The sequence below is a fragment of the Mycobacterium sp. 852002-50816_SCH5313054-b genome (genome assembly GCF_001667185.1).
Taxonomy (GTDB): domain Bacteria; phylum Actinomycetota; class Actinomycetes; order Mycobacteriales; family Mycobacteriaceae; genus Mycobacterium.
In genome coordinates, this window is record NZ_LZIC01000069.1 from 1 (window position 1) to 26,211 (window position 26,211).

General features: G+C 70.2%; 22 protein-coding genes and 1 pseudogene. 6 read left to right on the forward strand and 17 right to left on the reverse strand.

All coding sequences use genetic code 11. The features are described from left to right. The 3 genes and pseudogenes from A5787_RS14915 to A5787_RS14925 all read right to left on the reverse strand — a co-directional run. The coding region (locus A5787_RS14915) for a beta-ketoacyl synthase N-terminal-like domain-containing protein (protein WP_304441157.1) at positions 1 to 698 on the reverse strand (698 nt) is incomplete at its 3' end. A gap of 93 nt (positions 699 to 791) precedes the next feature. Then, positions 792 to 1,445, reverse strand: coding sequence for a L,D-transpeptidase (locus A5787_RS14920; RefSeq protein WP_066968192.1), 654 nt, complete (start codon positions 1,443 to 1,445; stop codon positions 792 to 794). A gap of 157 nt (positions 1,446 to 1,602) precedes the next feature. Then, positions 1,603 to 2,223 (reverse strand): annotated as a pseudogene (locus A5787_RS14925) (phosphatase PAP2 family protein); the annotation flags it as partial. Positions 2,224 to 2,258: 35 nt separating this feature from the next. On the opposite strand from A5787_RS14925, the gene A5787_RS14930 reads away from it, so the two are divergent. The 3 genes from A5787_RS14930 to A5787_RS14940 are packed head-to-tail and all read left to right on the forward strand — an operon-like array spanning position 2,259 to position 4,864. After that, positions 2,259 to 2,741: a hypothetical protein gene (locus A5787_RS14930; protein ID WP_066968200.1), complete on the forward strand. Its 483-nt coding sequence runs from the start codon at positions 2,259 to 2,261 to the stop codon at positions 2,739 to 2,741. A gap of 28 nt (positions 2,742 to 2,769) precedes the next feature. Further along, on the forward strand, positions 2,770 to 3,435 hold the full coding sequence (gene bluB / locus A5787_RS14935) for a 5,6-dimethylbenzimidazole synthase (protein WP_066968202.1): 666 nt from the start codon (positions 2,770 to 2,772) through the stop codon (positions 3,433 to 3,435). Between the two features lie 52 nt (positions 3,436 to 3,487). Then, entirely contained in the window at positions 3,488 to 4,864 is a 1,377-nt protein-coding gene (locus A5787_RS14940) for a sulfatase (protein ID WP_066968205.1), read from the forward strand. A gap of 6 nt (positions 4,865 to 4,870) precedes the next feature. Here the strand turns inward: A5787_RS14940 and A5787_RS14945 are convergent, their stop codons facing one another. Next, entirely contained in the window at positions 4,871 to 5,656 is a 786-nt protein-coding gene (locus A5787_RS14945) for a trans-aconitate 2-methyltransferase (RefSeq protein WP_066968209.1), read from the reverse strand. A gap of 102 nt (positions 5,657 to 5,758) precedes the next feature. Between A5787_RS14945 and A5787_RS14950 the strand changes: the two genes are divergently transcribed. Next, positions 5,759 to 6,952 carry a S9 family peptidase gene (locus tag A5787_RS14950; protein ID WP_066968417.1) on the forward strand — a complete coding sequence of 398 codons (1,194 nt, stop codon included), beginning with the start codon at positions 5,759 to 5,761 and terminating at the stop codon, positions 6,950 to 6,952. A gap of 19 nt (positions 6,953 to 6,971) precedes the next feature. On the opposite strand, the gene eccE is transcribed toward A5787_RS14950, so the two are convergent. The 13 genes from eccE to A5787_RS15015 form a co-directional block, all read right to left on the reverse strand. Next, a complete protein-coding gene (gene eccE, locus A5787_RS14955) occupies positions 6,972 to 7,952 on the reverse strand; it encodes a type VII secretion protein EccE (protein WP_066968212.1) in 981 nt (326 codons plus the stop codon). After that, positions 7,949 to 9,343 (reverse strand): type VII secretion-associated serine protease mycosin, encoded by a 1,395-nt coding sequence (gene mycP / locus A5787_RS14960; protein ID WP_066968215.1) that lies wholly within the window; start codon positions 9,341 to 9,343, stop codon positions 7,949 to 7,951. The genes eccE and mycP overlap by 4 nt, the downstream gene beginning before the upstream one ends. Beyond that, positions 9,340 to 10,770, reverse strand: coding sequence for a type VII secretion integral membrane protein EccD (gene eccD / locus A5787_RS14965; RefSeq protein ID WP_156763958.1), 1,431 nt, complete (start codon positions 10,768 to 10,770; stop codon positions 9,340 to 9,342). Before eccD ends, mycP begins: the two co-directional genes overlap by 4 nt. A gap of 45 nt (positions 10,771 to 10,815) precedes the next feature. Then, entirely contained in the window at positions 10,816 to 11,697 is an 882-nt protein-coding gene (locus A5787_RS14970; protein WP_066968221.1) for an ESX secretion-associated protein EspG, read from the reverse strand. A gap of 10 nt (positions 11,698 to 11,707) precedes the next feature. Then, entirely contained in the window at positions 11,708 to 11,998 is a 291-nt protein-coding gene (locus A5787_RS14975; RefSeq protein WP_066968224.1) for a WXG100 family type VII secretion target, read from the reverse strand. A gap of 29 nt (positions 11,999 to 12,027) precedes the next feature. Further along, positions 12,028 to 12,321: a WXG100 family type VII secretion target gene (locus tag A5787_RS14980; protein ID WP_066917492.1), complete on the reverse strand. Its 294-nt coding sequence runs from the start codon at positions 12,319 to 12,321 to the stop codon at positions 12,028 to 12,030. Between the two features lie 51 nt (positions 12,322 to 12,372). Next, positions 12,373 to 13,869, reverse strand: coding sequence for a PPE family protein (locus tag A5787_RS14985; RefSeq protein ID WP_066968226.1), 1,497 nt, complete (start codon positions 13,867 to 13,869; stop codon positions 12,373 to 12,375). Positions 13,870 to 13,871: 2 nt separating this feature from the next. Next, the gene (locus A5787_RS14990; RefSeq protein ID WP_066968228.1) at positions 13,872 to 14,180 is read right to left on the reverse strand and encodes a PE family protein; all 309 of its coding nucleotides are present in this window, start codon (positions 14,178 to 14,180) and stop codon (positions 13,872 to 13,874) included. A gap of 2 nt (positions 14,181 to 14,182) precedes the next feature. Then, entirely contained in the window at positions 14,183 to 18,163 is a 3,981-nt protein-coding gene (gene eccCa, locus A5787_RS14995) for a type VII secretion protein EccCa (RefSeq protein ID WP_066968231.1), read from the reverse strand. Beyond that, the gene (eccB, locus tag A5787_RS15000; protein ID WP_066968234.1) at positions 18,160 to 19,797 is read right to left on the reverse strand and encodes a type VII secretion protein EccB; all 1,638 of its coding nucleotides are present in this window, start codon (positions 19,795 to 19,797) and stop codon (positions 18,160 to 18,162) included. The genes eccCa and eccB overlap by 4 nt, the downstream gene beginning before the upstream one ends. Then, entirely contained in the window at positions 19,794 to 21,647 is a 1,854-nt protein-coding gene (gene eccA, locus A5787_RS15005) for a type VII secretion AAA-ATPase EccA (RefSeq protein ID WP_066968237.1), read from the reverse strand. The genes eccB and eccA overlap by 4 nt, the downstream gene beginning before the upstream one ends. Positions 21,648 to 21,820: 173 nt before the next feature. Further along, entirely contained in the window at positions 21,821 to 23,329 is a 1,509-nt protein-coding gene (locus tag A5787_RS15010) for a PPE family protein (RefSeq protein ID WP_066968240.1), read from the reverse strand. Between the two features lie 106 nt (positions 23,330 to 23,435). Beyond that, the gene (locus A5787_RS15015) at positions 23,436 to 24,341 is read right to left on the reverse strand and encodes a class I SAM-dependent methyltransferase (protein WP_066968243.1); all 906 of its coding nucleotides are present in this window, start codon (positions 24,339 to 24,341) and stop codon (positions 23,436 to 23,438) included. 285 nt (positions 24,342 to 24,626) lie between these two features. Between A5787_RS15015 and A5787_RS15020 the strand changes: the two genes are divergently transcribed. Then, a complete protein-coding gene (locus tag A5787_RS15020) occupies positions 24,627 to 25,418 on the forward strand; it encodes a metal ABC transporter solute-binding protein, Zn/Mn family (protein ID WP_066968419.1) in 792 nt (263 codons plus the stop codon). A 7-nt stretch (positions 25,419 to 25,425) separates the two neighbouring features. Then, on the forward strand, positions 25,426 to 26,193 hold the full coding sequence (locus A5787_RS15025; protein ID WP_369829119.1) for a metal ABC transporter ATP-binding protein: 768 nt from the start codon (positions 25,426 to 25,428) through the stop codon (positions 26,191 to 26,193). Positions 26,194 to 26,211: the final 18 nt, after the last annotated feature.

Genomic DNA, 26,211 nt, shown 5'->3' on the forward strand with positions numbered 1-26,211 from the left:
TCCCGGTCGAACGGGCGGCAGGCGCCCGCCGGGTCGTCGTTCTTGGTGGACATCACGATGCGCATCTGGGCGAACGCGGCGATCGCCACCGCCTCGATCTTGACCTCGACCCCCCCGCAGATCGCGATGTCGGCCTCGCCGAACACGATGCTGCGCCACGCCTGGGCGATGCCCTCGGAACCCGACGCACACGCCGAAACCGGGGTGATCACCCCGGCCCTGGCGTGCCGTTCCAGCCCGACGGCCGCGGCGGCGCCGTTGGGCATGTATTTCTGCACCGCGAGCGGCGACACGGCCTTGAGCCCCCGGGCGCGCATGTCGTCGTAGCTGAAGACGATTTGCTCCGCCGAGCCCAGGCCGGTGCCGATGGAGACCATCAGCCGGTTGGGGTCGACCTCGGGCGAGCCGGCCTGCTGCCACACCCGCCGGCTCAGCTGGGTGGACATCCGCTGCAGGTAGCCCATCCGGTGGCGCTCGGCGCGGGTCAATCCGTCGTCGAATTCCTCCAGCAGGTGTCCCCCGATGCGCACCGGCAGGTCATAGTGGTCGACAAAGGAGTCATCGAGGGTCCGGATGCCGCTTTGGCGGTCCAGCAACAACTTCCAGGTGTTTTCGGCGTCGGTCGCCAGCGCGGTGGTCATGGCGATGCCGGTGACGACGACATTCGGCAGCGTTTTCCCGGTAACCAGCTCTGTCATCGCATGGCGCCTTCCGTGGTCGAGTAGCTCCACGCCAGCGTCGTCCACGTCACCGAATCATGCAAACACCGCAGGCCCAGGCGGGTCGCCGGGTTATTTCGTGATCGCGATCACCGCGCCGGGCCGCAGCCACCGGATGATCGACACCAGCGTCGGATCGTCGATCGCCACGCAGCCCTCGGTGGGAGCGCCGTCGGTGGTGTGGAAGAAGAAGGCCGAACCGCCGCCCGGGACCTTGTTCTTGTTGACGCCCATCACGATCGCGTGTTTGTACTGCGGGATCTGCAGGTTCTCGCTGGCGGCGGTGCTGAACGGGCACTGCGCCTTCTGGCAGACCTGCATGCTGTTGAAGGTGGGGCTGTGGTCATCGCCGCTCCACCAGTGATTGGACCCGACCTGCGTATAGGGCAGTCCCCCACCGGGATTCGGCGCGGTGCCGAAGGCGGAGTCGAGGGTGTACACGCCCATCGGCGTTGCCGGAACCCCGCTGCGTGCCTGCGGCGCCATGCCCGCGGAACCGACGTGGGTGGGGATACCGGTCACCAGCGCCTGCCAACCGGCGGCGGTGCGCTGGTAGATGTCCATCGTCGCGTTGGAACCGCCGGTGCTGACGACCGAAACCACCTGCGTGGCATTGCCGACGGAGTTCGCGAACCAGGGAGCGGCCGCGTTACCCGCCGGCGCCAGCAGGACCGACGCGGCGATCAGGCACGCCCCGGCGCACAGCGAAGCGAGCAGTCGGCGCATGGGTTCAATCGTCGGGCGGCGCGAACCTCCTGGTCAAGTAAAGCTTTAGACCCGGTTGCGTCACTGCGCCGTTATCGATGTGCCGAGCGTCGACTTGTTGTCGAGATTTCGGCTTACTTCTCTCAACAACTCGACGGTCGGCGTTAGTGGTGCGTATCGGAGGCCGAAACACCAACAGGCAGAGGAGGAAATAGAGGTACCCCAGCGACCACCCGGCCAGCACGTCGCTCGGGTAGTGCACGTTCAATGCCACCCGGGCGATCCCGACCAGCAGCAGGCTCAGCGCCGTCACCGCGATCGCGACGCGGCCCAGCGCGCGGCTCAGCATCGGGAGCAGGAACACCAGCAGCGCCAGCAACGCGGACGTCGCCTCCAGCGCGTGCCCCGAGGGAAACGACGAGGAGGGCACCGCCACCAGCATGGTCGGCGGTCGCGGGCGGTCCACCAGGCCCTTGGCCGCCCACGTCACCAGCCCGTTCAGCGGCGTACAGGCGAACAGCACGAGCGCCGCCCGCACGTCGCGCCGCACCAGCGCGGCCACCGTCGCCACCGTCCCCAGCAGCCGCAGCGTCACCGGTCCCAGCGCGATCGACACCCCGTCCCAGAAACTCACCCACGCCGGGTGTTTGATGCCGAGGTCGTGGGCGGGGTTCAACAACGACCAGTCGACGCGCTGCGGCCAACTCCAGTGCCGGCAGTAGCCCACCCACATGACCGCGTACACGAGCGCGGCGGCCAGGGCGACGCCCACGGCCCAGCCGGTCCGGGGGCGGGTCATGAGTCAACGGATACCAGGCCGGTCATACTGGCGTCATGGCGGTCTTCGTCCGCAGATTGTTCGGCATCGGCAAGCTTCCCGCCGACCTGCACGCCCAGGTCGAGGCGGAGGGCCTGATCTACCTCGCCGACTATGTCGCGGTGACCCGGCGCTTCAGCGGCACCATCCCCGGCGTGCGATTGCCGCACAGCGTCGCCAGTTACGCCGGCTCGCTGGTCTTCACCTCCGAGCGGGTGCTCGCGACGCTGTCCATGCTGCCCAAGCTGGCCGGGCCTACCGTCGACGCGCGCTGGGACGCGCCGCAGGCGGGCGCGGCCATGGTCGAGATCTCGTCGACCGGTGTGCAGGTCGACGTCGACGTCGCCGAGGTCGACCCCAAGTTCAGCGGGGAGCTGTCGCTGCACTACAAGGCGGCGGTCCCGGACGACGCGCTCGCCGCGCTGCCGCGCCGGTCGCTGGCCTTCGACATGCCACCCGAATACGTCTTCCGCGCCGTCGGCGTCACCTATTCGCCGTGATCGTCACGGCGGCGATGGCTTTCCTACGATGACGGGTGTGACCGATCCGGCCTTCAGCCCCGAGGAGCGGCAGGCCGTCTACCGGGTGATCTCCGAACGGCGCGACATGCGCCGGTTCTCGCCGGGCGGCGTGGTGGCCGAGGACGTGTTGGCGCGGTTGTTGCAGGCCGCGCATGCCGCGCCCAGCGTCGGCCTGATGCAGCCGTGGCGCTTCATCCGGATCACCGACGGCGCCCTGCGTCGACGCATCCACGCTCTGGTCGACGAGGAACGTCCGCTGACGGCCGCGGCGCTGGGCGAGCGGGCCGAGGAGTTCTTGGCGCTCAAGGTCGAGGGCATCCTCGAGTGCGCCGAACTGTTCGTGGTGGCGCTGCGCGACAACCGCGACCGGCACGTGTTCGGCCGGCGGACGCTGCCGCAGATGGATCTGGCGTCGGTGTCGTGCGCCATCCAGAACCTGTGGCTGGCGGCGCGCTCGGAAGGCCTTGGCATGGGCTGGGTTTCCCTGTTCGACCCGCAACGGTTGGCGGCGTTGCTGGCGATGCCCGCCGACGCCGAGCCGGTGGCCATCCTGTGTCTGGGCCCGGTGCCCGAGTTTCCCGACCGGCCGGCCCTGGAGCTCGACGGCTGGACCCTCGGGCGGCCGCTGCCGGAGTTCGTCTCCGAGAACGAATGGGGATCGCGCCGAGCGTAACGCCCGGTGGACGCGGACACCCTGCTGTATCGTCGCCGGTCGAGGTGACGGTATGACGGCTCAACACGCCAAAGAGAATCTGCTGCTCGTGCACTGGCACGACCTGGGGCGATACCTCGGCGCCTACGGTCACTCGGACGTGGCCAGCCCGCGGCTGGACCGGCTTGCCGCCGAGGGCATCCTGTTCACCCGGGCTCATGCCGCCGCGCCGCTGTGCTCGCCGTCGCGCGGATCGCTGTTCACCGGGCGCTACCCGCAAAGCAATGGGCTCGTCGGCCTGGCGCACCACGGCTGGGAATATCGCAGCGGCGTGCGGACGCTGCCCCAGATGTTGTCCGAATCGGGTTACTACTCAGCCCTTTTCGGGATGCAACACGAGACGTCCTACCCGAAGCGGCTGGGCTTCGACGAGTTCGACGTGTCCAACTCCTACTGCGACTACGTGGTGGACCGAACGGACGAATGGCTGCGCGACAGCGCCGAGAACCTTGCGGGCCAGCCGTTTCTGTTGACCGCGGGCTTCTTCGAGACGCACCGCCCCTACCCGCGCGACCGCTACGAGCCGGCGGACGCCGCGCAGGTCGATCCCCCCGACTACCTGCCCGACACCCCCGACGTTCGTGGCGACCTCGCCGACTTCTACGGGGCGATCGCCACGGCCGACGCCGCCGTCGGCCGGCTGCTGGACGCGCTGGCCGAAACGGGGCTCGATGCCAACACGTGGGTGGTGTTCTTCACCGATCACGGGCCGGCGTTTCCGCGCGCGAAATCCACGCTGTACGACGCCGGAACCGGCATCGCCATGATCATCCGCCCTCCCACCAAACGCGCGGTGGCGCCGCACGTTTACGACGAGCTGTTCAGCGGCGTCGATCTGGTGCCGACGCTGCTCGGGCTCTTGGGCGTGCACGTGCCGCCCGACGTGGAAGGAGTGTCACACGCCGGCGCGCTGCTGGCGCCCGGCCCGCCAACCGAACCGGTCCGGCAGCAGGTGTACACCATGAAGACCTACCACGACTCGTTCGACCCCATTCGCGCGATTCGCACAAAGGAATACAGCTACATCGAGAACTACGCGGCCCGCCCGCTGCTGGACCTGCCGTTGGACATCCAGGAAAGCCCCTCGGGGCAGGCGGTCGCACCGTACATTTCGGGCCCGCGCCCCGAGCGCGAACTCTACGACCTGCGCACCGATCCCAGCGAAACCGCCAACCTGCTGACCGGGGTCGACGGCGCCGCCATGGAGGCGATCGCCGCCGATCTGGCTGTGCGCCTGCATGATTGGCGCCAGCGCACCGGCGACGTGATACCGTCGGAGTTTGCCGGCTACCGCATCGCCCTGCGTTACACCGAGACTTATCTGCAGATTCACCGCATAAAGCCGAGCAGCCGCTCGGCGATCGCCGTCGACCGCGGCATCGAGGAATAGTCCGGCTTATCCGCCGGAGCGTTGGGCGCCGCCGACCTCGGCGACGATGAATACCCGCCGGAACGGGAATATCGTGGTGCCGTCGGCCCGGGGAGGGTACGCGTCGTCCAGCAGCGGGATGAGCTCGCGGCGAAACTGCTCCCAGCCCTCGTCGTCGAGCCGCTCGCGCACCGGCACCAGCGCCGTGCCGGTGATCCATTCCAGCACCGGATTCTCACCGGTGAGCTGATGCAGGTAGGTGCTCTCCCACACGTCGATCTTGCATCCGGCGTCCAGCAGCAGGTTGGCGTAGTTCATGGGCGGCTGGACCACCGCGCCCACCCGAAACGGTATGTCGCGCATGAGTTTTGCGTACGGCTCGCGGCGGGCCAGCGCCCGCACCGTGGCGTGCGACGGGGTTTCGAAGTTGCCCGGGATCTGCACGCCGATCCACGAGCCGGGCGCCAGCTCCTCGGCCCACCGCACCAGCAAACCGGCGTGCTCGGGTACCCAATGCAGGGCGGCGTTGCAGATCACCACGTCGGTGTCGGGCTTGGGCTTCCAGTCCCGCAAGTCGCCGATGACGGCGTCGATGCCGCGCTCCTTGGCGGCGGCGACCATCTCCGGCGAGCTGTCCACCGCCTCGATCGCCGCCTCCGGCCAGCGCCGGGCCAGGTACTTGGTCAGGTGGCCCGGGCCGCAGCCCAGGTCGACCACTCGACGCGCCTGCTTGGCACCCACTCGCGACACCAGGTCATAGAACGGGCGGCTGCGATGGTCAGCAAAGGCCAGGTAGACGTCGGGATCCCACATGTCGGTCCTCCTGATCAACACCAGCACGGGTCGAGCTGATAGGTAAACCGTATTACCGCATGCGGCCCCGGCGCCGACCGAGTGGGCGATAGCATCGCGTTTGTGACACCGCCCGACCCGGACCCGGTCAATCCTCCGGTTCCCGTTCCGGACGTTCCCGGCGCCGACGTGCCCGCGGGCGCCGCGGGATTGCCGCCGCGCTCCGCGCTGTCGCCCCGTCAGCGAATGGTCGTGGAGGCGGCGGCCATCTCCGACCTCGCGCTGCGCACCGCGGTCGCGTCGGTGCTGACGACCACCGTCACGCCGGCCGTGCTGGCCACGTCGGTGCGCTCCGGCAGCGAACGCGACAGCCTGCGCTTCTACGCCGAACTTGGCGCCGAGCGGGATCCGGCGAGGTCGTTTCCGGCGCCCACCGAGGCGCCCACCGTCTCGTCGCGGCCCGCCAATCCGCTCGCGGAGTGGATCGCCCACGGCACCGTCGACAACATCTCGTTCCCCAGCAGCTTCCGGGCGATCAATCCCGCGATGCGCACGCGCTGGAGCGCGTTGTCCGCCAACAACATCGTGCACGCGCAGCACTGGCGGCATGGCGACGGACCGCATCCCACGCTGTGCGTCATCCACGGCTTCATGGGGTCGTCGTATTTGGCCAACGGGCGGTTCTTCACGCTGCCGTGGTATTACCGCTCCGGCTACGACGTCCTGATGTACACCCTGCCGTTCCACGGCCCACGGGCCGAAAAGTATTCGCCGTTCAGCGGTTTCGGGTATTTCTCCGGTGGGTTGTGCGGTTTCGCCGAGGCGATGGCCCAGGCCGTGCACGACTTCCGGTCCATCATCGACTACCTGCGCCACACCGGCGTCGAGCGCATCGCGCTGACCGGAATCTCGCTGGGCGGCTACACCTCCGCGCTGGTGGCTTCGGTCGACGACCGGCTGGAGGCCGTCATCCCCAACTGCCCGGTCGTGACGCCGGCAACGATGTTCGACGACTGGTTCCCGGCCAACAAGCTCATGGGGCTGGGGCTGCGGATGTCCAAGATCAGCCGTGCCGAGCTTGCCGCCGGGTTGGCCTATCACTCGCCGCTGAACTACCCGCCGCTGATCGGAAAGGACCGCCGGATGATCATCACCGGCCTCGGCGATCGGATGGCCCCGCCGGAACAGGCTGTCACGCTGTGGGAACACTGGAATCGCTGTGCGCTGCACTGGTTTCCGGGCAGCCATGTGCTGCACGTGAGCCAGCTGGACTATTTGCGCCGGATGACCCAGTTTCTGCGCGGGGTTATGTTCTAGCGCACCGGGACCAAACGACTCACGACGCCAGCGGCGCCCGATGGGCGCCCGCCCCCGGAGTCGGCCAAGCCAGTCCCGCTAGGACGCCGGGAGGCTCGTCAACGTGTCCGTCGAGGCGTTGCGCCGACGACAGATCCAGCGCCGCCAGCGCGGGCCGGTGATTACCGCGCTGGGGGATCAACCCGGCCAGCGGCGCCGCGCCCGTGGGGGGCGAATCGGTCAAGAACGCGCAGGCGGCCGCGACGGTGTGATGCGTCCGGTCGCCGGCGATCTCCAGCGCCGTGCAGGTTTCGCGCACCGGGTGCGACCGGATCGCGTCCAGCGTTTCGGCCAGTCCGTCGTCGACGCGGACCTGGTATGCCGCGATGTAATCCGAGTCGCCGCGCTGCACACCCCGCCAGGTCTCGCGAGCGTTGGGCGCCAGCAGCCGCGGGACGTCGTCGGGTGCGACGGTGCCGGCGTCCCAGCCGATCTCACGCAGGTGGTCGGCCAGCCGGCGCGCGGCGACCTGGGCGGTCTCGGTCAGCGGGATCCGCGACGAGCGCGCCTGCAGCGCCGCCAGGTTGTCGGCCGCCGACACCGTGAGCCCGATCCACGTCTGGCGCCTTGAGACGTCGGATGCGTTGTCGCGGCTGGTGATTCGGATCTTGTCGGCGCGGATGCCGTAGCGATCCAGGTAGTCCGCGATGAGGCGCAGCGGGAGCACGTCGGAGTCGCCGAGTGGGGACCCGAGCCGCAGCAGCGCGGTTGCGCTTGTGGCAGAGCCCGATTCGGGCACGGACCCCCGGGCGCGCCGCGCCATCGCCAGGCGGCGGCGCAGGATCGTGGTGACGTGCAGGCCGTGCCACCAGCCGAACAGCACGATCACCACGGCGGCCGCGATGCCGAGCACCCAGTAGTCGCGGGGGGACCGCCAGGGGTATGCCATCGCCGCGGGCACCACCGCCAGCAGCGCCAGCGTGATTCGGCCCGTTCCTGCAGCGGGTGTCGAGCGGCTCACGGGGTGGTCTCCTTCTTTCGGGCGATCGCGGAGACGGCGGCGACCGCCGCGACGACGACGGCCAACGCGGCGGTTCCGGCGAACGCGACGGTTCGCGGGGTGGTGTCCCGGGGCGCGGGCGCCGCCGGGACGGTGACCGGCCTGGCCGCCGACACGCCGGATGGGTTGCCGGCGGGCAGTTCCCACGTCAGCGCCGCCACGGGGTCCACCGCGCCGGCGCCGACGACGTTGGAGGGCGCCCGGGCCCCGTTGTGGGCGGTCGCGGTGATGCGGTGCACCACCTGCGTCGCGGTCAGTTGGGGATACTTGCTGCGCACCAGCGCCGCGACGCCCGACACGTAGCCGGCCGCATAGCTGGTGCCACTCAACGCGACCAACTGCTGATGGTCGTCGGGCAGGCCATTGGCGAGGCCGCCGCCGTCGCGGTTGCTGACGGACACGATGTTTTCGCCCGGCGCCGCGATGCCCACCCACGGCCCGGCCATGGTGAATTTCGACGGCTCCGCGCCCGGCGTGAGGGAGGCCGCCGACAGCACGTACGGCTGCCACCACGACGGGATGGAGACCGACGTGACACCCGCCCAGTTGCGCGGGTCGTCGGGGCGGCCGAGGTCGGTGAGCGGGTTGGAGTCACAGGACGTTCCGCCGGCGACCGAGCCGGTGGGGCCGTTGTTGCCCGCGGCGGCCACGATCACCGCGTCCTTGTCCACCGCCGCGTAGCGGATCGCCGCGCCCAGCGCGGCCTGGTCGACCGTCCGGTCGGCGGGCAGGCAGGTGATCGCGGAGATGTTGATCACCCGGGCGCCGAGGTCGGCGGCGTGCACGATCGCCCGCGCCAGCGTCGCGATGTCCTGGGACGCCCTGGCCAGCAACGGATCACCGCCCGGCGTGCGCGGCGAGAATTTCGCGGACGTCATCCTGATCGAGAGCATCCGTGCGGCGGGCGCCACCCCCGAGAACCCATCGTCACCGGGCTGGCCGCCGATGATGCCGGCCACCAGAGTGCCGTGCCCGTCGCAGTCGCTCAGGCCGTCGGTGGTCTCGACGAAATCGCCGCCGGGATCGACGTTGGGCAGCCGCGGGCCGGGGCGCACGCCGGTGTCGAGGACCGCCACCAGCTGGCCCTCGCCTCGGGAAAACCGCCACGCCGCAGGAAGATTCAGCATCGACTGGCTGGGCGCCGCCACGGCCGGATCGCTGCCCGGGATGACACCGGAGACGCTGCAGGGGCCGCGCTGCTCCATCGGCTGCCCGGGTCCGGGCGCTCCGCTCGGCGGCGGGACGCCGGGATCCACCTTCGGCTGGTCGATGGCCAGCGCCGACGGAGCGGCCCACATCATGGCCGCCAAAGGGGCCATGACGCAGGCCAATCCGGCTTGGGGGCGCATCATCGATTGAGCACCCAGGCGAACAGACCGACCAGGTAGGCCATCACGGGGATCAGCGAGGCGTCGAGGCCGGCCGCGACGAAGCCCACCAGCCGCCGCAGCGGCAGCGAGTAGCTTTCCGGCGCCGCGATGCGCGGATTCAACGCCACCACCGCCCACACCAGCGCCAGCGCGACGAGCACCAACGCGGCGCCGAGCGCGGCGGCGTAGCGCCCCGTCGCGGTGTAGAGCACCAACAGGACACCGGCGACCAGGTAGGGCTGGGCGAGCAGCCAGGCCTTGCAGGCGGCCGAGTCCCACACGCGGGCGCGCAGCACGGACGTCGCCGCGGTCGCGCCGACCACGTACCAGCCGAAGCCCGCCAACGACTCCGGGCGCAGCGCGATCGCCACCGAGCCCAGCGCGCTGAGCAACACCGCGGCGGCGATGAACCCGCTTTGATGCGCGTCGCCGATCCGCACCCGCCGCGGCAGGTCCTCGAGCACGCGCAGCGACGGTGCCGACGGGGTGGGATCGCCGGGCGCCGGAATGACGGGCAGCGGGAAGCGCGCCCACAGCGCCGACAACGGAGCGGCCTCGACGGTGACCAGCAGGGCCGCCACTATGAGCCCGCAGCCGATGGTCAGTATCGGGAAATGCGAGAGCAATTCGGCGCCGGCTGCCAGCGCCACCCCGGCCCCGACGGTTGCGGTCGCGGTGAAGAAGCTGACGACCCGTTCACGCTCCGGGCCGGGGACCATCAGGGCGATCAGCGACCACGCGGTGACGCCGGCCGCTGCCAGCATCAGCTGCGCCGGCCCGAACCCGCCGGGCACCGCCAATACCAGCGCGGCGCCGATGGGCACCAGGGCCGCGATCGACAGCGCCATCCCGGCGCGCGGCGAACGCGCGGTGCCCAGTAGGCCGACCACCCCTGTCAGTCCCGCGATCACGGCGACCGCGACCAGCCCGGACAGCGCGCCGGTGGCCACCCGGTAGGTGACGCCGAGACCGGTCGCCAGGAAGGCCACGGCGATCACCGCGGCCAGCGCCGCACGCTGGATATGCGCTGTGCCCCAGGGCCGCAACCGGGAGGTCGAGAAGATCATGGCGGCGTCGGCGATGTCCTCGACGATGCCCGGCGCGGCCGGCCCGGCGGGCACCGGCTGCAGCGCCAGCAGGTCGCCGTCGACGACCCCGACGGTGTCCAGGCTGGCGTCCAGGCTGAACGGCGCGCCGCCGATCGGCGCCAGGCTCAGGTGGGCGGCCGCGAGACCGTCCAGGGTGTCCTCGGTGTCACCGTTGGTGGCCGCCGGGGCCGCCAACCGCTTGACCGCCGGCAGGATTTCGCGCAGCGGCAGCTCGGCCGGCAGGGCCATCTCCGTCAGCCTGTTGTCCGCGAGGATGGCGACGCGCACTATCGGCATCACGGCGCCGGACGTCACTGACATGGTTCTCTCTTCTCTATTTCGTTGCTGTATCTGAACGTTGGGTGTTTATGAACTCTGTGCGGAAAAGTCTCGGGACAGCCGGCGGCCGGGGAACCATTGGCCCTCTGGCAGCAGGGTGGTCAGCTGTTCGATCGCGACGGCGATGGCGAAGGGCGCGCCCGGGGCGAAAGTGGAGACCCACTCGCCGTCGAAGGCGCGCGACGGGCTGATGAGCACCCGGCCCGCGGCGGTGTCGACGATGCTCATCCCGACCTCGGTGGTCGAGTGCTGCCCGTCGCGGCGGGACCCGGCGACGATCTCGACGTAGCTGCGCGGCCCGGAGAACACCGACTCCACCACCGGTCGCGCGGACGCCGGAATGCCCAGATAATCAACGACTTCCGACAGCGAAGCGCCGGTCCGCAGCCGTTCGTCGGCGCGGGCCCCCACCCGCATCGGCATGCTGAACTCGTCGAACCGGGCGGGCGGCCGCTGCGACAGCCCGACGCCGAGGACCGGGACCAGCCCCCGCGCGTCGTCGATATCCATGGCGGTGAAGGTGACGAGCTGGGCGCTGCGCAACGCCACGACGGTTTTCTGCGCCGTGCCGCTCCCGCCGGTGGCGCGCTGAGCGACCACGCCGCGCAGCAGCTCACCGGCGCCGGTGGCCGCCCCGGGCCCCACGTACCGAAGGTCGAGCCACCGGTCCGGGAAGCACACCGTTTTGATCCAGCCGGCGACCGCCGGGTTGACCAGCCCGTCCCGCGACACCAGACCGATCCGGGTCAGCTCGGCGCGCTGATGCTCGAAGAACTCGGCGCGCTGCGCGGCGTCGCGATAGGGCGTGGTGATCGCCAGGACCCACGGGAAGGTGCCCGCCCCAATGGTTTCCGCGATGAACCACGCGTGGTCAACCGTCAGCTCGACGGCATTTGGTGCTGCGTTCATCAGGCGGGGATTAACCGCCCCACTTGGCGGCCTCGGCCTGGTCGCGGGCGAGCATCGCGGTGGTGTTGGCATCGTGGGTGCCGGCCATCGACTGATAGGCCCGGACCAGGCTGTCCATCGCCTGGTTCCACTGCGCCTGCCACACCTGGTACGTCATGCCGGTGTCACCCTGCCAGGCATTGGACAGCGTGGCCTGCTCGCTGGCGATGTCCGATCCGAGCGCCTGCAACGTGCCGGCATAGCCCGACATGTCTGCGGCGTGGCCCAGCATCGCGGGGTAGTTGTACATGATTTGCGACATCGCAAGTCCTTTCGCGGTTGGAGGTCTGATCAGAACGCGGTGTAGCCCGACGCGGCCGCGGCGTCGGCGGCCACATAGGTGCCGGCGGCGTCCCCGAGGTTGGCCTGGGCGATGTCCAGCAGGGTGTTGATCCGCGCCGCGACCTCCACGAAGCGGGCGTGCGCGGCCTGAAACGCCGCCGAGGACTCGCCCTGGTGGAACGCCTGCGCCGACACCGCTTCCTGCTCGGCCTGGCTGATCGTGCTGCGCATCAAGGCCGCCTTGGCGCTGAACGCCGACTGCGCGGCCACCAACTGCGGAATATGAGCGTCCAACATGCTCATGGTGATTGGTTTCCTTTCGCTCTCTTCGGATTTCGGTTGCTGACTGCCACGTTAGGTGCCGTCGTCGCCCCCTTTCTCCGGCTCGTGATCCCACGTCCCCGGCACCATCGGCATCCGCGGACCGCCGCCGAACTCGTCGCCGGCCAGCTTGGTCAACCCGGCGGCGCCCACGGCGGTGTCTTTGTGTGCGGTCCCCGCGAATCCCAGGCTCCCGGCCCCGTTTCCGGAGGCCACCGCCGAAACCAACTCCTCGGCCTCATAGTCGGGTGCAACGCCGATGTCCGAATCCATGTCCAGGAACTCGTCGCCGTATTCGCGCATCGCCGCCCGCCGGCGCCGCCGCGCCCGCGCCTCTGCCCGGCTGGGCGCCGCCGCGCCCGCCGCCGGTATGGTCGCCGCCGGCGCCTTGGCGCCGCCACGGCCACCCAGCGTCGGGCCGGACTCGGATCCGGGGCCACCGCCGAAACCCACCATGTACGCGAAGGTTCCGACGGTTGTCGCCGGGGCCGGCACTGCGGGCGCACTGGCGCCCGCAGTGCCCACCGACGCCGGTGCCGCCGCCGGAGCCGCGGCCGTCGGGGCCACGCCGGCGACCGGCCACACCGTGGAAACAGGGACGGCGGTCGCGGCGATACCCCCCGCCACGGGTGCCGCCAGCGCGGGGGCCGCGGCCGCGAGCGCCAGCGCCGGTTGCAGTGCCACCGGGAGGATGAGCCCGAGGAAAGGACTGAGCAGCAGCGACGGGTAAGTGATCCCCGCACCGATCCAGGAGAAAGCCTGGTAGGCGATCGCGAACAACAGCGGACCGTAAAGCACCAGTGCCTCAGACGGATTCGTCATGAAGGCCTGGATGATCTTCACCGAGTTCCCGACGGGGTCCTGGAAGAACGTGGCGAGCTCCTGGAACATGTTTCCGTAGAAATTGGTGTACTGCGACAGCAGCTGAGACAGCAGGTCGGACGGATTGAAAGACGAACCCGACTGGGCGGCCGGGGTGGCCGCGCCGCTCTGGTTCACGATGGAAGGTGCCGGGGTGGTGCGCGGCGCCGAGGCCAGCGCCCCGCCCGAGACCGCCTGATAGGCACCCATCACCGTGGCGGCCTGGACCCACATGCGCAGGTAGTCTGCCTCGTTCAGCGCGATCGGAATCGTGTTGATGCCAAAGAAATTCGTAGCAAGCAGGACGCCGTGGATGACATGGTTGGCGGCGAGCTCCACCAGGGTCGGCATCGCGGCCAGGGCGCCGGCGTACGCCGTCGCGGCGACCTCGTGCTGGGCGGCCACGCCGGCGCTGTCGGCGCCGGCCTGCTGCAGCCACGCCAGGTACGGCAGGTGAGCCGCCGCGTACTGCTCGGCGCTCGGGCCCTGCCACGCCCCCGCCTGCACCGCCCCCAAAATCCCGCTGAGTTCGGCCGCCGCCGAGGCGTATTCGGCGCTGAGCGACGACCAGGCACCGGCGGCCGCCAGCAGCGACCCCGGCCCCGGACCAGCGCTCAGCAACGCCGAGTGCACCTCCGGCGGCGACGCCATCCAAACGGGGGCCGTCATCGTCAGCCCGCCGCCATCCCATAGGTCGCGGCCGCCGCCGTGTCACCGGCGAGATAGCTGGCGCCGGACTCACCCACGCCCGCTCCGGCGCGGCCCAACTCCTCGACACCCTGGGCGGCGACGGCAGCGTGCTCCTGGCCCTGGGCGCTGAACCCCGCGGCCGTCTGCAGCGACACGGGATCCGCCGCCGGCGGCACCACCGCGGTAATCGCCGGGGCCGCCGCCGCGTGCGCGGCCGCCAGCCGCGCCGTCAGTGCCTCCACGGCCGCGCTGGTGGCGGCCAGCCCCTCGGGAACCACTCGCAACGTCATGACTAACTCCCCTTCTGTTGCGTCTCACCGGACATCACGGCCTCCCCGGCGAGCGGGTTGACCAACTGCACATACGTGGGAATATCGCTGTCGCCCAGCAGGATTGCCCGGCCGGCGGGCAGCCGGCCGAACCGCTGGCCCCGGATCTTGCCGCTGTCCTGCGGATTGCCCGACAGCATCAACGTGGTCGCCTGCAGGTCGTTGAAGCGGCGCAGCAACGGGCTGGTCATCAAGGCGTGGGCCGACCCGGTGGCGCGCGCCGTGACGATCACCCGCAGGCCCAGATCGCCGGCCTGCGCCAGCTGCGCGATCAGCGGGGTCCACGGCCGCTGCCCGACGTACGGACCGCTCATCGCGGGCGAATCCGGGATCTGGTCGACGTCGTCGATGATCAGGTAGTGGGTGTGGCCCTGGTAGCGCCAGCGGGACAGCTCCGCCGGCGACAAGCCCGCCGGTGGCCGCCGAGACTCGATCAGGTTGGCGAGCCCGAGCATCGCCGGGGCGACCCGGTCGATGTTGGCCGTGTATTCGTTTTCGGGGAACAGTGGCTCGTCGACGAGGTGCAGCCGCCGGTCCAGCACCGTGAACGCCACCTGATCGGCGGTGGAGTGCTCGCGGACGGTGCGAATGATGTGGCGCAGCAGCGTCGTCTTCCCGGACCTGCTGTCGCCTAACACCATCAGCAGTGGATTCTCGGCGAAATCGACTGTGACGGGCGCGAGGTCCTCTTCGCGCTGGCCGATGACCACCGACTCCGCGCCGCGGTACAGCGGCCCCAGCGCGTCGGGCGTGAGGTCGGTGGGCAGCAGCCGCACCGGCGGTGCCGAGACCCCCGGGTAGCGGGCGTTGATCGCGGCGACCTGGCCGAGCTCGGGAAGCGCGAACAGGAAGTGCTCGGCGGCCATGGTCAATCCGCGGCCCGGCTGGTCGTGCGGAACGCTGTCGGCCGGACGGCGCAGCGCGCCGACCACCCGTACGTTGCTGTCCCGCGCGTCGTGCAACTTGAGCTCGAGCCGCAGCCCGAGGCCGTCGCGCATGGCCAGCGGCACCTCCAGCCAGCTGGGAGTGGTGACGACCACGTGGATGCCGTAGGCCAGGCCGATGTTGACCAGCTCGGTCACCTTGGCCAGCAAGGGATTACGGGTGTTGAACTGGTCGGTGTTGTCCCGCCCGAACGCGTAGAGGTTGTCGATGACCAGGAACACCTCGCCGTAGCCGTCGTCCGGGGCGGCGCCGTGCCTTTCCCGGAAGGCCTCGCGCTGCTGTCGGGACAGCAGCAGCTGCTCCAGCTCGCCGAAGGTGCGGCGGATGCGTTCGGGTTCCAGCGCCGAGGCGACGCTGCCGACGTGCGCCAGGTCTTCCAGCGCCCGCAGTTGCCCGCCGCCGTAGTCCAGGCAGTAGAACGTGACCTCGCGCGGCGAATGCAGGCTGGCCGCCGACAGAATGAACGTCTGCAGCGCAGTCGATTTCCCGGACTTGGGGCCGCCGTGGATCACCATGTTGCCCGCCGACGACGAGGCGTCGAACACCAAGGCGTCGCGGCGCATCTCGAAGGGTTTGTCGATCTCGCCGAGCGGCCAGCGCCATTGCCCCTGCGCCACGCCGGCGCGCGCCAGCACCGCGGTCAACGGGATCGGCTCGTCCAGCGGCGGCAGCCACAGCTGCGGCGCCCGCGGCCCGTAGCCCGCCAGCTGCTCGCCGATGGTCGCGATCAGCTTGCGCGGCGGTCCGGCAAAGTCCTCGTCCTCACCGGTGGATATCACGGTGCCGTGATCGGGCTCCACCATCCCTGCCGTGAACAGCTTGGGCTCCGGGTTCGAGTGCACCACAAGGGCTTTGGCCGCCCGCGGTGGATCGTAGATGCCATCGACGTAGGTGCTGCGGAATTTGATTGGGGTCGCGCCGGGTGCGGGCACCAAAAAGGCCACGCCCTTGTGCTCCTTGCCGGATTCGATGTGGTACGCGTCCTCGACGCCGATGATCTGGCGGGAAACGCTGGGGCTGGCCACCTTCAAACCGATGCGGTATGAGGTGTTCTTGTCGATGTCCTTGATCTTGCCCACGTCCAGCGTCTGGGACGCGAACAGGATGTGGATGCGGAACGAGCGCCCTTTGCGGGCCACGTAGTCGAACAGCTCCGCGTATTCCGGATGGTCGGCCAGCATCAGGGTGAATTCGTCGGCGACGACGAATAACGTGGGGATGGGCGGGAGATCGGCGGCGGCCGGCGCCCCAGATTCCCGAGCGTTCTCGTATTCGGTGACCGAGTTGAACGCGCTGCCCTGCACCCGGCGGCCGGCCTCCCGCAGCAGCGTCTCGCGGCGGGCCACCTCGCCGCGCAGCGTGTCGGCGAAGCGGTCGGCCAGCGATTTCTTCTCGGCCATGTTCGAGATCACCGCGACGACCTGCGGGAAGTTCCGGAAGCTGTCGGCGCCGGCCTCGCCCTTGAAGTCGGCGTAGATGACGATCAGCCGGTCCGCCGAATGGGTTGTCAACAGCGACAATAGGATGGACATGAGGGTCTGTGACTTGCCGGACCCGGTCATGCCGATCATCAGCCCGTGTGGGCCCATTCCGCCCTCGGCCTCGTCCTTGAGGTCGAACATCAGCGGCTCGCCGGTCGCGGTGACGCCGATCGGAACGCGCAACTCGTCGTCGCGGCGGCGCGGCGCCCACATCGTCGGCACGTCCAGCCGCGACGCGTCCGGGATGCCCAGCAGCGTGGTGAACGTCGCGCCGCGGGTGGCCGCGGAGCGCAGGCCGGCATGCGTCGGGTTGGAGTCCCATCGCGACAGCTGCCGCGCCAGGTGTGCGGCGTCGTCCGCGGCGAGTCGATCCGCGCTGTCGACGTACGGCTGCCAGCCGCCGGTCTGCCAGCGTTCGATGGCGCCGCCCGCAACCCGCAAAATCGGCTTCTCCGGGTCCGAATACTGCTCCCGGTGCGGGGGGCTGGCGGAGCAGTGCACGACGGTGACTCCCGCCCGGCCCACCGCCAGCGCCGAGGCGTTGAGGTCATAGTCGGGGTCGTCGACGAGGATCAGCAAGTGCCGCAACGCATCTGCGGGCTCACCCGTGAACGCGGGGCGATCGACGAGCGCCGGCCCCAGCATCGCGACCAGCTCGTCGGCGTCCGTCGACAAGAAGCGGGCCGGGCCCACACCGTCGAGCTCGCCCGGAATGTCGGCGTGCGGCAACCACTTCAGCCAGGGCCAGTCCGGGCATTCCAGGTCTCGGGAGGCCAGCGCCACGCCGAGCACCGTGGGGTCGTGCCACGTCACCGCCTGGGCGATCCAGGCGCGCAACGCCCCCCGCACCTCATCTTCCGCGCCCAGCACGGTGATCCGCGAGACCTTGGCCAAGTCGATTCCGGTCGGGACGTCGCGGACGGTGCGCTGGGTGGCGAGCAGGCTGCGTAATGCGCTGTGCGACACGGGTTCCAAGTCGATCTCGTCGGCGGTGTCGTTGACCCGCAGCGCGGTGGCCAGCGGCGCCTGGTGACGGCCGGCCCGCAACACCAGGAAGTCGGGGTCGTGCGGGTCGCGCTCCCACTGACGCCGCGAGCCGGGCACCGCCGCGAGCGCCGCCGGGTCCGGGTGCGACCACTCCGCGGCCGCCCGCTGCTGGGCGGCCTGGGTGCGGATGTTGTCCCGCACCACCGACAGGTAACGCAGGTAGTCGGCGCGTTCGGCGTCGACCTCCTCGGTGCGGGTCTTGTTGTCGTTGCCGCGGTACAGCGCGGTCGCCGCCAGCAGCAACACGAAGGGGAAGAACAGCGTCTGCGGGGAGATGACCCGCATGCCGGTGGCCACCAGCGCCACCACCATGCCGACGATCAGGATCACAAGCACATAGGGCATGGCGCGCCGCAGAAACGACGGGGGGACCACCCGGGGCAGCTCCGGGGGCGCCTCGATGGTGATGGTGCCCTTGCGCGTCGCCGGCGGCGCGAGCCGGCGGCGGGCCTCGAAGATCAGTCGGCTCATCGTCCCTCTCCCTGCGCCGCGACCGGGCGACCGGGCTTGGCGTCGGGCGCCAGGCCGTCGTGGGCCAGCAGCGCGTCGGCGCGCGACAGCGTCGGGCCGGGCGCAAACAGCGACAGCACCGACCACGGGACCGGCACCGCGGGCGCGTTCAGGCCAAGCGCCTCAACCGTTTTCCCGTGCCCGACGGCCCCTGGCCCGTTCTCTGCCTCGTTGTCGATGCCGTAGCGCACCCCGGTGTCGGATACCCAGAACAACGAGCCGGCCGGCGGCGCCGCAGACCCGCCGCCCACCGTCTGGGTGAAGTAGCCGGTTCCCGGCGCCAGGGCGACGCGGGTGGCGGTGCCCTCGGAGCCGGCGGCGACCAGGTCCACCGTGCGCACCGCCTCCGGTACCGGCAACACCGACCCGGAGAGCAGGCTCAGCGAGCTCGTCGCCGCGCCGGCCGGCTTGCTCCAGTACGCGCAGGCGACGGGGCTCTTCGCCGCGTCGATCAGGGCAACCTGCTGATCGGGGTAGCGGCCGGTGTCCAGCAGCCGCGACACCGGCAGTTTCGCCACCTCGTCGGCGCCGAGCCGCGGCGGTTGGTCCAGCCCATAGGAATTGGAGTTGCGCAGGATCGCGGCGAGCACCGGCGAAATCGGCTGCAGGCCGTCGGGCAACACCGCGTAGTAATGCAGGGTGCCGGACGAGTTTTGCTCCAGGCCGTACGAGACGACGACCGCGCCGATCGGTGCCGGCACCGAAAAGCCCGCGGGGCCACCGGCGTTCGGGATCGACGGCGCCGTCAGCGGGGGCGACTCGGGTATCGCGTTGAACAGCCCCTGCGCGATCGGGCGCGGCGCGGGCACGTCGGAATCTCCGACGCCGAGGCCGAGGGCGTTGGTGACGGCGTGGTTGGCCAGGTCGATCTGGCTCCGCTTGCCGTCCCAGAGCAGCCAGGTGGTGCTGCCGTTGTCCACCAGGATCCCCTGATTGGCGTGGATGACGGTCGCCCGCGCCCCATTGCCGTCGGGCGGGCCGGCGATCACCGTGACGCCCGTGCTGTGCGCGCCCCGCGTGGGGCCCCCGCGAAGGGGGGGAGTTCCACCGACGGCGTCGCACACCGTCCAGTTGGCGTCGTGCGAGACGTTCTGCACCATGCGCTCGGGCGCGCCCGGGATGCCGATCAGGTTGCCCCGCGGAAACCGGTCCAGCTCACTGCTTTTCACCGTGGTGGGGGTGACCGGCTTGCCGACGATCAGCCGGGCCGAGGTCAGGTTGAGGACCGGGTGCAGGTCCTCGCCGACGCGCACGTACAGCGCGGCGGTCGAGCGGTCGGCGAGCACCGCGTTGTTACCCGCCGTCCCGCTGGGCCGAATCAGCGAGAACACGAAGCAGCCCGCCAGGCCGGTGACCAGGATGAGCGCGCCCATCAGCACCGCGCGCGACTGGGTGCGCAGCGGGTCGACCAGCATCCGGGTGTCGTGCAGGGCGATGCCGGAGGCGATGCGGCGCATCACGAAGCGCCAGCCGCTCACCTGATGGCGGGTGACGAAGCCGCGGCGGTACTCCACCTTGTCGGGGTTGTCGTTGACCGGGGTCCGCGAGGCGAACGAGCGCCGGTCCGTCTCGGGCTCATGGTTATTGGTCGTCATGCGGGCACCGACAGCCCGAGACCACGCAACAGCGGCTCCACCGACTTCTCGACGTCCTGGTCGGTGATCGTCATCAGCTCCTCGTCACTGAATTCCCCGGTTCCGGCGTGTTCCGAATGGTCGAGGCGGAATTCGCGTTCTTCCTCGGAGCGCTCGACGATGTTGCGGACGAACCGGCCGTTGCCCGCGATGTCGAGGTTGCGCCGCGCGATCCCGTTGGCGTCCGGCGTCGACTCGGTGGCCAACTTCAAGAACAAGGCCTCCATGTGGTCCAGCGCGGCGGGCTCGAAGACGCTGTCGCGCTGCTCGGCCATCTTGTGCGCGATCTCCGCCAGCTCCCCCGGTGTGTAGGAGGGGAAGTCGATGCTGCGGGTGAACCGGGACCGCAAGCCCTCGTTGGTGTCGAGGAACTTATCCAGATCCGCCCGGTAGCCGGCGATGATGACCACCAGCCGGTCGCGGTCGTTCTCCATGCGGGCCAACAGGGTGTCGATGGCCACCAGCCCGAAGTCGTTCTTGGCGCCGGTGGCCACCAGGGCGTAGGCCTCGTCGAGGAACAGCACCCCGTCCAGCGCGCTGTCGATGATCGCGTTGGTCTTGGCCTCGGTCTCGCCGATGTGCTGGCCGATCAGGTCGGCGCGGTGCACCTCGCGGATGTTCTCCCGCTTCAAAAGCCCAAGGCCGCAATAGATTTTGGCCACCACGCGGGCGATGGTGGTCTTACCAGTCCCGGGCGGACCGGCGAACACCAGGTGGTGGGTGCGCTGCGCCACCGTCAGCCCGCGTTGCTTGCGTACCAGTTCCATGGCCACCGAGCTCTTCAGCCGCGACACCTGGTTCTTGACCTCGTCCAGACCGATGAACTCGGCGAGCTGGCGTTCGGCCTCGTGCAGCAGCGCGGCCTTGCGCTCGTGGGCAGCGGGGTCGACGAAGTCCTCGGCGGTGGGCTCGGTGCCGGGGTCCCAGGGGTCGGTGCGGGCGTCGATGCGGGCACCCGTGGTCGTCACGATCCCAAAGCTGGTGTCGGACAGAGCCTGTTCGACCTGTTCGTTGCCGGGGTGGGCCGCGTACAGCTCCTGCAGCACTTCGCTCGCCGACTCCTCGTCGACGTGCGCGCGCAGCACCAACCCCTTGGCCAGCGCGCCGTCCACCGCCGCCACCGCGACGGGCCCCTCGGGCTCCTCGAGGTAGGACAGCGCCGGTGCGAACATGCCCAGCCGGGCCAGCGCGGTGCCCAGGGTCACCTTCGCCGCGTGGGAAAACGTCTCGTCGAGATCGGTGTCGTTGACGATCGGGGTGAGCAGCTTGACGACGTCCGACCAGCGCTCGGCGCGGTAGTTGATGACGACGGCGACCCAGCGGGCCTCGCGCCAGCCGGGGCGGCGTGTGCTGAGGCCGGCGACGATCTCATGCGCCTCGGCGAACCGCCCGGTTGCAGCCAGCGCCGCGGCGTAGGCGAGGTGGAAGTCGTCGGGGGCGGCGGCGCGGAACTGCAGGTAGAGGCCGGTGTCATAGCGGAAGCCCAGGGCCCCGGGCGGCAGCTCCACCTGGCGCTGCAACCTGCCCGACGTGGTCGCCGTGCGGGACACGGCCTCCAGCACGCGAAGCGAGACGTCGCCGGCCGCGGCCAGCCCGGTCCACGCGTCGCATTGGTCGTGCGCGATGCGCGTCAGCGCGGTGAAGCCGGAGCGTGCGGCGGCCAGGTCGGCGGGACGCTGCCGGTCGTAGACCGCGACCCCGAGCGCGCGACAACAGGTCGCGAACCGGCTGACGACGTCGCCGTCCACCCTGCCGTCCGAGCGAGAATTGACGGGCTGAGCTGCGAGCACGCCGCTGTCACCACCTTCCACGGCCGCTTCTTCCCATCTATGTAGCCTCCCCTAACCTAACCCGCCTGAAGTTAGCATTGCATAAGCTAAGTGTCGAGGTCTCCAAGCCCGCTCGCCTCGCGACTCCAAGCCCGTACCGACCCCGCTGACCAGCGCGTTGGCGACCGGCGGCGGGCTCCGGCGACCAGCGAAGCTTACTGAAAATCGTTTTCATTATCAAGTCGCTCGCGCTCCCAGGTTCCCGGCACCATCGGCACCGTTGGGCCGCCGCCGAACTCGTCACCGGGAAGCGTCGCCAGCCCCGCCGCCGCCCCAGCCCGCTGGCGCGCCGTTCCGGCGAAACCCAGGGCGCCCGCGCCGCGGTCGGACTCGACCGACTGCGCCGCGTCGAGGGTCGGCCCGTCGCCCGCGTCCCACTCCGGGTCCACGAATTCGTAGCGATAACCGCGGTGGTTGTCGTGCATCGCCGCCCGCCGGCGTCGACGCGCCCGTTGTTCTTGCCGCGCCGCGGCCGCCGCCGCCGGGGCCGCCACGCTGTCCGGCTCCGGCGCCTTCCGGCGTGCCCTGCCGCTCATCCCTGTGCCGGACCCGACGGTCGGGCCGCCCACCAGGTAGGGGAAGGCGCCCCCCGCGACGCCCGGCGGCGGCGGGGGCGGCGCTCCGGCCGCCACCGACAGCGGCGCCGGCGCGGGAACCGGCGCCGAGGCCGGGCCCGGGGCGGGAGCGGAGGAGGCGACGCTCACGGCCGGCGTGCCGGCGGTCGCCGGCATCGCCGTTGCATCGGGCATGGGTGCGGCTGCCACCACGGGGGCCGCACCCGGTTGGATCCCGGCGAGCCCGCTCAGCCCCGCGAACCCGCCCAGGAAGCCGGCGCCCAGCGGCGCGGTGAGCGCGAGCGGGATTACCGCCTGCAGCTGCGGGAAGGTGTCGATGACTTCCCCGACGTGGGTGAACTCGTCCGCAACCAGCAGCGGGATGTCGTTCTCGATCTGGGATATCGCCTCGGCGGGGTTCTCGGGAAATTCCTCGATGTCGCGGCCCAGCGTCTGGGTGACCTCGGTGAGCCGGTTGACCCACCAACTCCATTGCGTCGGATCGCCGCCGTCATTGTCGATGATGTCGCCGCTGTCGCCGGTGTCGGTGCCATCGCTGTTGTCGTCGGCCGCGTGCAGGATCTGCGGCGCCGGATCGGTCTGCGGCACGGACGCGACCGCCGTGCCGGCGACCGCTTGATAGGAAGCCATGGTGGTGGCCGCCTGGACCCACATCCGGACGTAGTCCGCCTCGTTCAGCGCGATGGGAATGGTGTTGATGCCGAAGAAGTTGGTCGCCAGCAGCACGCCGTGGATCGCGTGATTGGCGGCCAGCTCCAGCAGCGTCGGCATGGCGGCCAAGGCCACGGTGTAGGCGGTCGCGGCGGTCTCGTGCTGGGTGGCCACCGCGGCGCTGTTGGCGCCGGCCCGCATCAGCCACGCCAGATACGGCGCGTGCGCGGCCACGTACTGCTCGGCGGTCGGCCCCTCCCACGCCCCGGCCTGCACCGCGGCCAGGATTCCCGTCAGTTCGTCGGCCGCCGAGGCGTAGCTGGCGCTCAGCGAACTCCACCCCGCGGCGGCGGCCAGCAGGCCGCCCGGGCCGGGACCGCTGCTCAGCTGGGCCGAATGGACCTCCGGGGGCAACGCCATCCACACCGGCGCGGTCATAGCAACGACTCCTTACCGATCGGGCTGGATCAAACGGCCGCCTGGGCTGTCGGCGGCGTCACGAGCCCGCAGGTAGTAGTCGGTTGCAGGTGGGGAAAAGTTCCCGTCAGTCCTTGACGGCGCTCACCAGGGTGTTACGCGCGATCATCGGCCCCGCCTCGGTGTCCGGACCGGGCACCGGCCGGCCGACCTGCCGGAGGTAATCGCCCAGCGGCGTGCCGACGGCGGTCCAGCCGCGCTGGCCGAACCACTCGGTGGCCGGCGCGTGCCTCTCGTTGTAGACCAACCGAAAGAACAGGCGCTGGTCGCCCTCGGCGGCGGCCGCGCGTTCCTCCTCGACCGCGGCCTCGAACTCGTCCGGCTCGAGCGGGGCGCCGTCCTCGATCGCGACGTGGCTGCCTTGCCCGGCCAGGCCGTCGACGCCGGTGAACAGCTGCTCCTGGGCGGCGGCCGGCAGATAGATCAGCAGGCCCTCGGCGATCCACGCGGACGGCCTGGCGGGATCAAAGCCGTTGTCGCGCAGGGCCTGCGGCCAGTCCTCCCGAAGGTCGACGGCGATCTCCCGGCGCTCGGCGCGCGGTTGGGCGCCGTGGCCGGCGAGCACCTCGCGCTTGAAGTCCAAGACCTGCGGACGGTCCAGCTCGAAGATCGTGGTGCCCGCCGGCCAGTCCAGCCGGTAGGCGCGGGAATCCAGACCGGCGGCCAGGATGACCACCTGCCGCACGCCGGCGTCGGCCGCCCGGCGGAAGTATTCGTCGAAATACCGGGTGCGGGCGCCCTGGAAGTTGACGAAGTGCTCGCCGAAGTCGGCGGTCTTCAGCGGGTGGTCGGGGTCCTTGCCGTCGAGGACGTCGGCCGCGGGGCCGCCGACGGCGCGGCAGAACAGCTCCGCGTACGGGTCGACGGCCAGCGGATCGGGCTTCTGCGCCTCCAACGCTCGCGCGGTGGCCACGAACAGGGCGGTCGAACCGACACTCGTTGTGATGTCCCAGGTATCACCTTCACTACGCACCCAACCGAGATTACCGGGAGCAGCCGAGGCGCTTCGTCGCCGATCGCCAATTCATCCAGGCTGCTCCTCGCCAGCATTAATGAAAACGGTTATCGTTCTCCTGTGAGCGTTCTGCACTTCTGCGTGCATCGTGCCGCCGTCGTTGCCGTGGCCGCGCTGACCCTCGCTGCGACGAGCTGTTCGACTGCCCATACGAGAACCGCGACAAATTCAGGCGCGGCAACCAGCCCTGTAGCAAGCGGCAGCACCGCGGCGGCGTCTTGCCCGGCCGGCCCGGTTCCCGTGGTGGTCAGCGTCGATCAGTGGGGCGACATCGTTTCCGAACTTGGCGGCTCTTGCGCGGCCGTTAAAACGATTCTTGCCAGCTCGTCCGTGGACCCGCACGAGTACGAGCCATCACCGGCGGATGCGGCATCCTTCACCGGCGCCGAACTTGTCGTGGTCAACGGCGCCAACTACGACCCGTGGGCTTCCAAGCTCGCCGCCAGCTCCGCCGCCGGCGCCCGTGTGGTGAGCGTCGCCGCCGTCACACAGACCCCCGACGGCGCCAACCCGCACCTTTGGTATCTGCCATCGGCGGTGACCGCGCTCGCCGACGCCGTGACCGCCGAGTTGACCCAGATCGACCCACCAGCTGCCAGTTACTTCAGTCAACGCAGATCGGAATTCAGCGCGGCTATCGCGCCCTACACCGGCCTCATCGGCAAGGTAAAGACCGCAGCGGCGGGCAAGTCCTACGCGGCCACAGAAACCGTTTTCGACTACCAGGCGCACGCGTTGGGCCTGGTCAACAAGACCCCGGCGGGCTATCAGCGAGCGTCCGCCAACGAGACGGATCCCTCGCCGGCCGACATTGACGCGTTCCGCACCGCACTGGCCGGCCGGCATGTCGACGTCTTGGTCTACAACACACAGACCGAGGGTTCGATCCCACAACAGATCCGTTCTGCTGCCGAACAGGCCGGTGTGCCCGTCGTCGAGGTGACCGAGACCGTGCCGCCCGGCCAAACCTCGTTTGAGGGCTGGCAATTCGCCCAGCTGACCGCATTGGGGAAGGCCCTCGGTGTCGCGGTCTGAGCAGGCAGTGACTCCGCCCGCGCTGGCGCTCACCGACGTCAGCGCAGTACGTGGCGGACGACTCATCTGGTCGCATGGTTCGTTCACGGTGCCCGCGGGCGGCGTCGTCGCGGTCATCGGACCCAACGGGTCCGGCAAGACCTCCCTGTTGCACATGGTCCTCGGTCTGATTCCGACCGCCACCGGCGACCTCGAGGTGTTCGGCCATCGCCCCGGCGAGGCCAACGACCGCATCGGCTACGTGCCGCAACACTATGCCGAGAATTCGGGGGAGGCGGTCCGCGCCGCCGACGTGGTCCTGCTCGGACTCACTGGGCGCAAGTGGGCCTTCGGGCGCAGCACCGCGGCCGAGCGAAGGCAGGTCGACCAGGCCTTGGCCGCCGTCGAGGCGACCGAGATCGCCGGCCGGCGCCTATCAACACTGTCCGGAGGGCAACGGCAACGTATCGCGATCGCCGCGGCCCTGGTGGACCGCCCCAAGCTGCTGATTCTCGACGAACCGCTGGCCTCATTGGATCTTCACAGCCAGCGTGACATCGTCGCACTGCTGGCCCGACTGCACACCGAGTTCGCCGTGACCACCCTGGTGGTTTCCCACGACCTCAACCCACTGCTGCCGATTCTCGACAGCGCGATTTACCTGCTCGATGGGCACCCGCATTACGCACCCATCGACGAGGTCGTCGACGATGCGCTGCTGACCCAGCTATACGGCACTCCCATCCAAGTCGCGCACACGCCGCTCGGTGAACGGTACATGAGGAGCATGCTGTGACCTCACACCTCGCAGCCC